The sequence below is a fragment of the Parazoarcus communis SWub3 = DSM 12120 genome (assembly GCF_003226565.1).
Taxonomy (GTDB): Bacteria; Pseudomonadota; Gammaproteobacteria; order Burkholderiales; family Rhodocyclaceae; genus Parazoarcus; species Parazoarcus communis.
Map to the genome: position 1 here is coordinate 135,452 of NZ_QKOE01000011.1, position 11,263 is coordinate 146,714.

Here is an 11,263-nt window from a genome sequence, read left to right on the forward strand (position 1 = left end):
GGCGTCGGCCAAAGGGGATCAGAAAGGACGGTGCACGATGTAGTCGGCAAGCTGCCGCAGCGCGTCGGCACGGGGGCCCAGCGGGGCAAGGGCGTCATGTGCCGCAGTCAGCATCTCTTGCGCCAGTCGGCGGGCCTCGTCGAGACCGAGCAGGCTGACGTAGGTGGGTTTGTCGTTGTCGGCATCCTTGCCGGCCGTCTTGCCCAATGTGGCGGTGTCGGCTTGTGCATCCAGGATGTCGTCGACCACCTGAAACAGCAGGCCGATCAGCTTGGCATAGCGATCGAGTGCGTTCAACGTGCTTTCTGCTGCAGGTGTGCCGCAATGGGCTCCCAACAAGATGGCGGCGCGGATCAGTGCGCCGGTCTTGTGCAGGTGCATGAACTCGAGTTCCTCGCGCGTCAGACGCAAGCCAACCGATGCCAGGTCAATGGCCTGTCCGCCCGCCATGCCGCGCGAGCCTGAGGCTTGCGCCAGCAGGCGGATCATCTCGATACGTGCGCCAGGCGAGATGTTGAAGCTGCTCTCGGTCAAGGTCTGAAACGCCTGGGTCTGCAATGCGTCGCCCACCAGGAGCGCAGTGGCATCGTCGTATTCGACATGGACGGTGGGCTTGCCGCGGCGCAGGATATCGTCGTCCATGCAGGGCATGTCGTCATGCACCAGCGAGTAGGCGTGGATCAACTCGACCGCACAGGCAGGGAAATCGAGTTGGTCCGGTGAGGCTGACACAAGGGCGCCTGCCGCGTGGACAAGCAGCGGGCGGACCCGCTTGCCGCCGCCGAGTACGGCGTAGCGCATGGCTTCGTGCAGCCGGGCGGGTGCAATGGCAGCGTCGGGCAGGGCAGCACCGAGGGCAGATTCGGTGCGGGCCTGGATCTCGCTCATCCAGCGGGCGAATTCTTGCGTGCTCATGCGTCTTTTCTGGCGGTGTCGGGGTCGAAGTCCGTCAGTGTATCGCCTTCAAGGATGCGTACGCGTTGTTCCGCACTTTCGAGCGTCTCCTGACAGTGCTTGAGCAGGACGATGCCGCGTTGATAGCGCTCCAGCGCCTCTTCAAGCGGCAGACTGCCGGATTCCATTTGTTGAACAATCGCTTCGAGCTCGGCGACGGCGGCTTCGAAGGATTTTGGGGCGGTTGCCGACTTGGGCATGGGTTGGAAGTGCGCGCTAAAAGACAGGAAAATAACCGATCCGGCATCTGGCGGTCAAACCGGGGTTGGCTTAAACTACCCTGTTTATTTTTCCGGATTCTGGTCCAGATAGGGGGTTCGGGGATGTCCCACATCGCTGCCAAGGCTCAATTGGCGCCGGCGCTGTCGCAGCTGCCGGTGTCGTCGTACTTCGACGAGAAGGTTTTCGAACTGGAGAAGAAACTCCTCTTCGATGCCGGTCCGGGGTACGTCGGCCACGAGCTGATGGTACCCGAAGTGGGTAACTACCGCTCGCTGGAATGGCTGGATCATTCGAAGCTGCTGTTCCGCACCGAAGACGGCATCCACCAGTTGTCAAACATCTGTCGCCATCGTCAGGCGATCATGCTGCAGGGTTCCGGCAGTACCGAGCATATCGTGTGTCCGATTCATCGCTGGACCTATGATCAGAAAGGCAGCCTGCTGGGTGCACCGCATTTCCCTGACAACCCCTGCCTGAACCTCCGGCGCGATGTGCTGGAGGACTGGCGTGGCCTGCTGTTCAAGGGGCCGCGTTCGGCCAACGCCGACCTGGCAGGCATGCAGGTGGCCAACGAGCTGGATTTTTCAGGTTACAAGCTTGACCGGGTCGAGATCCATCAGTGCAACTACAACTGGAAGACCTTCATCGAGGTTTACCTCGAGGATTACCACGTAGTGCCCTATCACCCTGGTCTGGGCAACTTCGTCACGTGCGACGACCTGACCTGGCAGTTTGGTGACTGGTACTCGGTGCAGCGTGTCGGCATTACCTCGCTGGCACGACCGGGATCGGATACCTATGCCAAATGGCACAAGGCAGTGCAAGAGTATTACGGCGAGAAGAAGCCGGCACATGGTGCGATCTGGCTGACTTACTACCCCAATATCATGGTGGAGTGGTACCCGCATGTGCTCGTCGTCAGTACGCTGATCCCGGTGGATGTCGACAAGACCACCAATGTGGTCGAATTCTACTATCCAGAGGATATCGTCGAGTTCGAGCGCGAGTTCGTCGAGGCTGAGCAGGCCGCCTACATGGAAACCGCGATCGAGGATGACGACATTGCCGAGCGCATGGATCGCGGACGCCTTGCCTTGCTCAAGGAAGGTCGTAACGAAGTGGGGCCGTACCAGTCACCGTACGAAGACGGTATGCAGCATTTCCACGAGTTCTATCGCCGGGTCATGGGCGAGCACCTCTGATGCTGCTGGGTGGCTGCGGGGCAGAGGTGCCCGCAGCCACCGCTTGCGTCAGCTGATGTCCTGCAGTTCCTTCGGTAGCGGGAAGGTGACTTTCTCGGGCACCCCGTCCAGGTTGCGCACGGCGCTGCCGCTGAGGGCAGACAGTCGGGCAATCACATCCTCGACCAAGACTTCAGGTGCGGATGCGCCCGCCGTGACGCCAATACGCCGTTTGCCCTCTAGCCATGCGGGATCGATGTCTCCGGCGTTGTCCACCAGGTAAGCGGGAACGCCGCGCAAGGCAGCCACTTCTCGCAGCCGGTTTGAGTTCGAACTGTTGCGCGAGCCAACGACAAACACGATATCAGCATAGGGCGTCATCAACTTGACGGCATCCTGGCGATTCTGTGTGGCGTAGCAGATATCGTCTTTCTTTGGGCCAACAATGGCGGGAAAGCGCGTCCGCAGCGCGTCCACAATGGCTGCTGCATCGTCCACCGATAGGGTGGTTTGAGTGACGTAAGCGAGTTTTTCGGGGTCTGCGACCTGAAGGGTGGCGACATCGTCCACCGTTTCCACGAGGTGAATGCCGTCCTTGACTTGCCCCATCGTACCTTCGACTTCAGGATGACCTTTGTGGCCTATCATGACCAGTTCACGACCTTGTTCGCGCATGCGGGCAACCTCGATGTGTACCTTGGTCACCAGCGGGCAGGTGGCATCGAATACACGCAACCCGCGCCGCTCGGCTTCTTCGCGAACGTACTGCGATACGCCATGTGCACTGAAGATGACGGTATTGCCTGTCGGGACCTCATCGAGTTCCTCGACGAAAATCGCGCCTTTCGCGCGAAGATCATCTACCACAAACTTGTTGTGCACGACCTCATGGCGAACGTAGATCGGCGCGCCAAAGCGCTGTAGTGCGCGTTCGACGATTTCGATGGCTCGCTCGACGCCGGCGCAGAAACCACGTGGGTTGGCAAGCAGGATTTCCTTGTCGCTCATCTCGATTCTCTGTGATGCACCGTCTCAGGACGTGCCGATGATCTTGACCTCGAAGCGGATCGATTTTCCCGCCAGCGGGTGGTTGAAGTCGATGAGCGCGGATTGCGCATCGATTTCGCGCACCAGACCGGAATAACGCGAGCCATCCGGTGCGGTGAATTCCATGATACTCATTGGTTCGATTTCTTCGTTCGGCATGTGTTCGCGCTTGACCCGTTCCATCAGCTCGGGCCGGTGAGGTCCGAAAGCGTTTTCGGGCTCGAGTTCAAACACATGGTTGCTACCGATCTCAAGTCCGATGATCAACTGTTCCATGCCGGGAAGCATTTCACCAGCGCCAAGTTGCAGCGTGGCGGGGGTGGCGTCGAATGTGCTGATCAGCGGCTGGCCGTTGGGCAGGGTGATGCGGTAGTGCAGGGTGACGAGGCTGTTTGCGGCAACGGTCTGGCTCACGATGGGCGCTCCGGGTTGGGGTCGGCGGCGGGTTCCTGGTGGCGGAATTGCGCCCACAGCATCAGCACCACGCCGACCGTGATCGCCGAGTCGGCGAGATTGAATGCAGGCCAGCCATAGCGGCCGGCATGGAAGTACAGGAAGTCGACCACGGCGCCGTGCATCAGGCGATCGACGACGTTGCCGACGGCACCTCCAATGATCAGCGCAAAGGCCGTCGGAAGCAGTCTTTCATGACGATGCTGATACATCAACGTCAGCAACCAGCCGCTGACAATGGTGGCCAGGCCGGTAAAGAACCAGCGCTGCCAGCCAGAGTGATCGGCAAGAAAACTGAAAGCCGCGCCCGGGTTGAATACCAGCACCAGGTCAAAGAACGAGGTGACGGGAACCACCTGCCCGTAGTGCAGGCTGTTCAATACCCACTGTTTGGTAAGCTGATCGAGCACGGCGACGACCACGGCCAGTATCAACCATGGTGCCATCGCCCGAAGGGCGGTACGACGCGACTCAGGCATGTGAGCGCTGCTCGCCTTCGCCAAACAGATTGCTTGCGCAACGACCGCAGATCGTCGGATGGTCTGCGTTCTGACCAACATCGTCGGTGTAATGCCAGCAACGTTCACACTTATGCAGTGCGCTGGGGGTGGCGATGATCTGTTCGGCGTCGGCAGTGTCCGCCTGGCTTAGCGTGGCGATCGAGGTCATGGTCACGAAACGCAAGTCGTCGCCGAGACTCTGCATGGCGCCGAACTTGTCGGCAGAAAGCTTGAGGTTCAGTTCCGCCTGCAGTGAGGATCCAACCTTTCCTTCCGTGCGCAGGGCTTCGATGACCTTCAGGCCTTCGGCACGTACGCCGCGGATGATGCCCCAGCGCGCCATCAGTCCTGCCTCACCTTCCTGTGCAGGAAGCGCGTGGAAGGTATGCAGCATCACGCTGTCGTCCGCGCCCGGATGCAGCACGGCCCAGGCTTCCTCTGCGGTGAAGCTCAGGATGGGGGCCATGAGCTTGAGCAGGGTTTGGGTGATGTGCCAGAGCGCGGTCTGAGCGGCGCGGCGCGGCAGGCTGTCAGCCGCCGTGGTGTACAAGCGATCCTTCAGGATGTCGAGATAGAACGCACCGAGGTCCTCGGCGCAGAAGACTTGCAGGGCCTGCACGATACGGTGGAACTCGAAGCGGGCATAGTCGCCTTCGGCCTGCTGCGCCAGCTGACGGGTCAGGGCCAGTGCGTAGTGGTCGATGTCCAGCCACTGTTCCAGCGGTACGGCGTCCTTCTCGATGTCAAAATCAGCCGTGTTGGCGAGCAGGAAACGCAGTGTGTTGCGTACCCGGCGATAGACCTCGACGACTCGATCGAGGATTTCCTTCGAGATCGACAGTTCGCCCGAATAATCGGTCGAGGCAACCCACAGACGCAGGATTTCCGCGCCCAGCTTGCCGGTGACTTCCTGAGGGACGACCACATTGCCGAGTGACTTGCTCATCTTGCGCCCTGCGCCGTCGACGGCAAAGCCGTGGGTCAGCAAGCTCCGGTATGGCGCATGGCCGTCGATCGCACTACCTGTCAGCAGCGAGGAGTGGAACCATCCGCGGTGCTGGTCGGAACCTTCGAGATACAGATCGGCGCGCGGCCCTTCCGGGTGGCCGTCGTCGTGCGAGCCACGCAGTACATGCCAATGGGTGGTGCCGGAGTCGAACCAGACGTCGAGCGTGTCGCTGATCTTGTCGTACTGCGATGCTTCGGCGCCCAGGAGTTCGGACGAGTCGAGCTTGAACCAGGCTTCGATACCTTCCTGCTCGACGCGCTTGGCCACCTCTTCCATCAGTTCGACGGTGCGCGGGTGCTGCTCGCCGGTTTCCTTGTGCAGGAAGAAGGGAATGGGGACGCCCCAGTTGCGTTGACGGGAGATACACCAGTCTGGTCGATTGGCGATCATGGCGTGCAGCCGCGCCTGTCCCCATGCTGGGTAGAACTTGGTGGCTTCCACTGCCCGCAGTGCACGTTCGCGCAGCGTCGAGCCATCGGTGGCAGTCTTGTCCATACCGACGAACCACTGTGCGGTAGCTCGATAGACCAGCGGTGTCTTGTGCCGCCAGCAGTGCATGTAGCTGTGGGTGATCTTGCCGTTGGACAGCAGCGCCCCGACCTCGCGCAGCTTGTCAACAATGGCAGGGTTGGCCTTCCAGATGTTCATGCCGCCGAAGTAGGGCAGATCGGGCACGTACTCTCCGCCCCCCATGACGATTGACAGGATTTCTTCGTTGCTACGGCCGTAGGCTCGCCACGAATTGAAGTCGTCCACGCCGTGCGCCGGCGCCGAGTGCACAATGCCGGTACCGGCGTCCAGCCCGACATAGTCGGCCAGGTAGACCGGGGATACCCGGTCGTAGAACGGATGGCGGAACTCGATACGGTCGAGTGCGGCCCCCTTGGCGGTGGCAATGACGGTGCCTTCCAGCGCATGGCGCTCAAGTGCGCTCGTAACCAATTCCTGGGCGAGGATCAGCAACCGGTTGCCAACGTCGACCAATGCATAGTCGAACTCCGGGTGGACGTTGAGCGCCTGGTTGGCCGGAATGGTCCAGGGCGTGGTTGTCCAGATGACTGCAGCAACAGGTTTGGTCGGCGCGTCGATGCCAAATGCGGCTGCAAGTTTGCCGGCATCTGCCTCCGACACAGGGAAGGCCACATCGATGGTCGGAGATTGCTTGTCGGCGTACTCCACCTCGGCTTCCGCCAGGGCCGAACCGCAGTCGAAACACCAGTTGACCGGCTTCAGCCCTTTGAACACGTAGCCGTTGCGGGTCATTTCGGCGAGTGCCCGGATCTCGTTCGCTTCATTGGCGAAATCCATGGTCCGATAGGGTTTGTCCCAGTCTCCAAGAACGCCGAGACGGATGAAGTCGGTACGCTGGATATCGATCTGCTCGGCCGCATAGGCGCGGCACAACTCGCGCACCTTGTCCGCCGGTAGGTTCTTGCCGTGGGTGACTTCGACCTTGTGTTCGATCGGCAGGCCATGGCAGTCCCAGCCCGGAACGTAGGGCGCGTCGAAGCCAGCCAGGGTCTTCGATCGGACGATAATGTCCTTCAGGATCTTGTTGAGTGCGTGGCCGATGTGCAAGCTGCCATTGGCGTAGGGCGGGCCGTCGTGCAACACGAACTTCGGCCGGCCCGCGCTGGCTTTGCGAATACGCTGATAAAGCTTCTTTTGCTGCCAGTCGGCGATCCAGTTTGGCTCGCGTTTGGGCAGGTCGCCCCGCATCGGAAAGGGGGTGTCGGGCAGGTTCAGGGTTTTGCGGTAGTCGGCCATGGCAATGGAGCAGTCCGGTTGTTTCAGCCTAGCAGGCGAGTCTGATGGAGGGAGAGCCAGACGCGGGCGGCATCGGCGTCCTGAGCGATCTGGTGCTTGAGGGCGTCGAGAGAGGCGAACTTCTGCTCGTCGCGCAGTTTTTTAAGGAAGTGAATGCGAAGGTGGGCACCGTAACAATCGACCCGGCGATCGAGCAGGTGCACTTCGAGCCTTGCTTGGGCGGCATCCGTTGCTGTTGGACGGATACCGATATTGGCCACGCCGGGCAGGCGTTGGTCGTCCAGCCCCTCGACGCCAACGGCGAATACGCCAGACAGGGCGGGGCGTCGGTGCTTCAATTGAACGTTGGCGGTGGGAAAGCCGAGCTGTCGTCCGAGCTTGTCGCCATGAACCACACGTCCCGCAATGCTGTAAGGGCGTCCAAGCAAGCATGCCGCATGATCGAGGTCGCCGTCTGCCAGTGCCGCGCGCACCGCCGAGCTGGATGCGCGCTCGCCTTCGATGATCAAGGTCGGCATGGACTCCACGCCAAACCCGTTTGCGCGGCCGGTGTTCAGCAGCATCTCGAAATCGCCACTTCGACGTGCGCCAAAGCGAAAGTCATCGCCAACGAACAGATGCCGGACATTAAGGCCCCGGATCAGTCCGTCCTGGATGAAGCTGTCGGCACTCAATGCTGCAAAGCGGGCATCGAAGCGGCAGACGTGCACGCGATCCACCCCTCCAGCCGCGAGCAGTAGCAGCTTCTCGCGTAGAGAGGCCAATCTGGCGGGTGCGTCCGCAGGAGAAAAATACTCGCGGGGATGAGGCTCGAAGGTCATTACCGCAGCGGGCAGGCGCATCTCCCGAGCTTTGTCGGTAAGAAGTTGCAGTAAAGCCTGATGCCCGCGATGCAGACCATCGAAGTTGCCGATAGTCAGCACGCAGGCGTCGTGAGCCTGTGCCGGAAACCCGCGTAAAACCTGCATAAGCGCCTGAAAAAAGTCGCGATTATACCGTTAAAGCGGGGTAGGGTCTCAGTTCAGCTGTGCAACTCGAGTGCGCTGGGTGGGGGTGGTGCTTTCGGCGTATCGTTTGATGCCGCGAAGGATGGCGTCAGCCATTTTCTCTTGGTAGGCGTTGTCATTGAGCTTGCGCTCTTCTGCGGGGTTGCTGATGAAGGCGGTCTCGACCAGGATCGAAGGGATGTCCGGTGCTTTGAGTACGGCAAAACCAGCTTGCTCGACTTCGGGTTTGTGCAGTCTGTTGATATCGCCCAGTTCAGCCAGTACAGCGCGGCCCAGCTTAAGACTATCGTTAATGGTTGCCGCCTGTGACAGATCAAGCAGGGTACGTGCAAGGTGGCCTTCCTGGCGTGCCAGATTGACACCTCCGACCATATCGGCGTCGTTTTCTTTCTTTGCCAGCCAACTTGCTGCGGTGCTGGACGCGCCGCGCTCGGAAAGGACGAAAACTGAACTGCCGTGGGCTTCCGGACGAACAAAGGCGTCTGCGTGGATGGAGACAAACAAGTCGGCTTGTACCCGCCGTGCTCGCGTCACCCGTTGGGCAAGCGGGACAAAGTAATCCCCGTCACGGGTCAGCACGGCACGCATGTTGGGCGTGGCGTCGATCTTGCGTTTCAGGCGTTGGGCGATGCTCAACGTGACGTTCTTTTCGTAGCTGCCACCGCGGCCGATGGCGCCCGGGTCCTCACCTCCATGACCGGGATCCAGAACGACTGTGAACAGCCGGTTAACCGGGTCGGTATTTTTTCGTTCCCTTGCCTGGTTTCGGGGAGGCTGACTGTTTGTCTCGGGCGTGCTCGAGGATGATGCAGCGGTCTGATCGGATGACGTGCTGCTTTCCCCTGCGGCGGCTTCCATGGGGGATGACTTCTGAATCAAGGCCAGTAGCGGGTCGTGCGGAGTCGTGGGGTAAAGGTCGAGTACCAGACGATGGCCGTAGTTGCCAACGGGGCTTAACGTAAACAGTTGAGGATTGATCTCCGCCTTGAGTTCGACCACAACGCGAACGACGCCCGGACGGTTCTGCCCGGCACGTATGCCTTTGATATAGGGGTCGGATTCAAGTACCTTGCCCGGCAGCGTTTTGAGCACGCTGTTCAACTCAATGCCTTCGAGGTCCACAACGAGGCGTTCAGGGTCCTTCACCATTAGGTGGGAGAACTTGAGTGCCTGGTTGCCTTCCAGCGTGATGCGTGTGTATTCGTCAGCAGGCCAAATCCGCACCGCGAGCAGGCTGCTTGCTGCCAACCCTACAGGGCTGACAAGCAGTGCGAGGCTCGCTCCAGCGAGTTTCAATAGTTTCCGGCGGTTTATCCTGCTGGGTTTTGTCAAACCGGATCCGCCGCCGATGATATCTTCTTCAAGCATGTTCGCCCCGCTTCGCTCGTTCCTCGCAGGATGATGCGGCGCCCGCTGCCCTCCGGCGTAAGCTGGATCTCGAGGTCTGGCGGGGGTAGGTATGGGCTGGCCTGCATCGGCCACTCCACCACGCAGACTCCCGATCCGGAAAAGTACTCGTCCATTCCTGCATCCAGATACTCTTCAGGTGAGTTCAGGCGATAAAAATCAAAGTGATATAAGTTTAATCTAGAAACTACATAAGGTTCAATCAAGGTGTAAGTTGGACTCTTGACTTTTCCAGTGTGTCCCAGGGCCTGGACCATGCCGCGGGTGAGGGTCGTTTTTCCGCTGCCGAGATCGCCAAGCAGCCAGATGTGAAGTCCAGGCTCTAGCGCGGCGGCAAGTCTTGCGCCGGCATTCAGTGTGTCGTGCTCATCGCCGAGGTGCATCGAAAGCGCGCACTCGTTAAGATCGTCCGCCTTTTCTGGGGTGTTCATGGCTGTCTCGAGGTCTGGTTGATCATGGAAACGACAATGTCGGTACTTGCTACGCAGCTGAGAGCGTGGGCGCAGGATCTCGGGTTTGGTGCGCTGACGATTGCCGATGTCCAGCTTGGTGATGCGGAGTCGGGCCTGCAGCAGTGGCTTGATGCCGAATATCACGGCGAGATGGATTATATGGCTCGTCACGGGATGAAGAGGGCGCGCCCTGCAGAGTTGGTGCCCGGCACTTTGCGGGTAGTGTCCGTGAGAATGAACTATTGGCCGGATGCGGCGCCTGCGGAGCGGGTTCTGTGCGACGATGGGCTTGCATACATCTCGCGGTACGCTCTTGGGCGTGACTATCACAAGGTGTTGCGTGCGCGACTGCAGCGATTGGCTGATCGGCTGGTTGCTGCTGCACCGTCTTCATACAGGGTGTTCGTCGATTCCGCACCGGTACTGGAGGTGGAGTTGGGTACGCGTGGAGGGCTTGGCTGGCGTGGCAAGCATACTTTGCTGATAGATCGAACTGCCGGTTCATACTTTTTCCTCGGCGAGATCTACACAGACCTGCCTTTGCCTGTCGGGGATCGGGTCGGTGCGCATTGTGGGCGTTGTGAGGCTTGCATTGACGCTTGTCCGACTGGCGCTATCGTTGCTCCATTCAGGCTCGATGCACGACGTTGTATCTCCTATCTGACCATTGAGCATCCGGGCTCAATTCCCATGGAGTTCAGGTCTCTGATTGGAAACCGCATATATGGATGTGACGATTGTCAGCTCGTCTGTCCATGGAATCGTTTCGCTGTCGTGACGGATGAGCCGGACTTCAAGGTGCGTCATGGTCTGGATGCGCCTGGCTTGGTGGCTCTTTTTGCATGGTCTGCGGAAGACTTCCGGGAGCGCACTGCCGGAAGTCCAATTCATCGTATCGGTCATGAGCGCTGGCTGCGGAATGTGGCCGTAGCGCTGGGAAACTCATCGGGTGGTGCAGAGGTGGTCGCTGCACTGAAGGCTCGAGCTCACGATGATTCCCCTTTGGTTCGGGAGCACGTTGCCTGGGCTCTGGGGCGGCTGATTGAATGAGTTCAGCGTCCGTTGCTGTGTCGTGATGAGTGTCTGGTTGTTTTTGCGATAGAGCAGTTGACATGCGTTTCGCGGTCTATATAATGCGCACCTCTTCACCGCTGCAGTGCAACGCAGCGATGCAGGAAGCGGCAGGATGTCAGGAGTTGCCGGGTGTTCTCGGTGGTTTGTGACGGTTTTGCGGTTGTGGTGGAAAGTGCGGCGTTGAATTGTT

Annotated in this window: 11 protein-coding genes; 2 read left to right on the forward strand and 9 right to left on the reverse strand. The window is 59.9% G+C overall.

Going from position 1 to position 11,263, the window contains the following annotated elements:
• Positions 1-18 precede the first annotated feature (18 nt).
• Together DNK49_RS15295 and DNK49_RS15300 are read right to left on the reverse strand one after the other, a co-directional pair.
• Positions 19-915, reverse strand: a complete 897-nt coding sequence (locus DNK49_RS15295) for a polyprenyl synthetase family protein (protein ID WP_110526377.1) — start codon at positions 913-915, stop codon at positions 19-21.
• Positions 912-1,154 (reverse strand): exodeoxyribonuclease VII small subunit, encoded by a 243-nt coding sequence (locus DNK49_RS15300; protein ID WP_110526380.1) that lies wholly within the window; start codon positions 1,152-1,154, stop codon positions 912-914. The genes DNK49_RS15295 and DNK49_RS15300 overlap by 4 nt, the downstream gene beginning before the upstream one ends.
• A 123-nt stretch (positions 1,155-1,277) precedes the next feature.
• Between DNK49_RS15300 and DNK49_RS15305 the strand changes: the two genes are divergently transcribed.
• The gene (locus tag DNK49_RS15305) at positions 1,278-2,378 is read left to right on the forward strand and encodes an aromatic ring-hydroxylating oxygenase subunit alpha (RefSeq protein WP_110526383.1); all 1,101 of its coding nucleotides are present in this window, start codon (positions 1,278-1,280) and stop codon (positions 2,376-2,378) included.
• Positions 2,379-2,426: 48 nt separating this feature from the next.
• Here DNK49_RS15305 and ispH read toward each other — a convergent pair whose 3' ends face one another.
• From ispH to tsaE, 7 genes are read right to left on the reverse strand one after another with little or no spacing between them, the layout of a single operon-like run.
• A complete protein-coding gene (gene ispH, locus DNK49_RS15310) occupies positions 2,427-3,365 on the reverse strand; it encodes a 4-hydroxy-3-methylbut-2-enyl diphosphate reductase (RefSeq protein ID WP_110526386.1) in 939 nt (312 codons plus the stop codon).
• Positions 3,366-3,389: 24 nt separating this feature from the next.
• Positions 3,390-3,818, reverse strand: a complete 429-nt coding sequence (locus DNK49_RS15315; RefSeq protein WP_110526389.1) for an FKBP-type peptidyl-prolyl cis-trans isomerase — start codon at positions 3,816-3,818, stop codon at positions 3,390-3,392.
• Positions 3,815-4,336 (reverse strand): signal peptidase II, encoded by a 522-nt coding sequence (lspA, locus tag DNK49_RS15320; RefSeq protein WP_110526392.1) that lies wholly within the window; start codon positions 4,334-4,336, stop codon positions 3,815-3,817. Before lspA ends, DNK49_RS15315 begins: the two co-directional genes overlap by 4 nt.
• Entirely contained in the window at positions 4,329-7,133 is a 2,805-nt protein-coding gene (gene ileS / locus DNK49_RS15325; protein ID WP_110526395.1) for an isoleucine--tRNA ligase, read from the reverse strand. The genes lspA and ileS overlap by 8 nt, the downstream gene beginning before the upstream one ends.
• A gap of 23 nt (positions 7,134-7,156) precedes the next feature.
• Complete coding sequence (locus tag DNK49_RS15330; RefSeq protein ID WP_110526398.1) at positions 7,157-8,101, reverse strand: bifunctional riboflavin kinase/FAD synthetase; 945 nt, start codon at positions 8,099-8,101, stop codon at positions 7,157-7,159.
• Between the two features lie 48 nt (positions 8,102-8,149).
• Positions 8,150-9,508, reverse strand: a complete 1,359-nt coding sequence (locus DNK49_RS15335) for an N-acetylmuramoyl-L-alanine amidase (protein ID WP_110526401.1) — start codon at positions 9,506-9,508, stop codon at positions 8,150-8,152.
• The gene (gene tsaE / locus DNK49_RS15340) at positions 9,469-9,978 is read right to left on the reverse strand and encodes a tRNA (adenosine(37)-N6)-threonylcarbamoyltransferase complex ATPase subunit type 1 TsaE (protein ID WP_110526404.1); all 510 of its coding nucleotides are present in this window, start codon (positions 9,976-9,978) and stop codon (positions 9,469-9,471) included. The genes DNK49_RS15335 and tsaE overlap by 40 nt, the downstream gene beginning before the upstream one ends.
• Positions 9,979-10,014: 36 nt before the next feature.
• Here tsaE and queG point away from each other — a divergent pair, with 36 nt between their 5' ends.
• On the forward strand, positions 10,015-11,049 hold the full coding sequence (gene queG / locus DNK49_RS15345; RefSeq protein WP_243632388.1) for a tRNA epoxyqueuosine(34) reductase QueG: 1,035 nt from the start codon (positions 10,015-10,017) through the stop codon (positions 11,047-11,049).
• Positions 11,050-11,263: the final 214 nt, after the last annotated feature.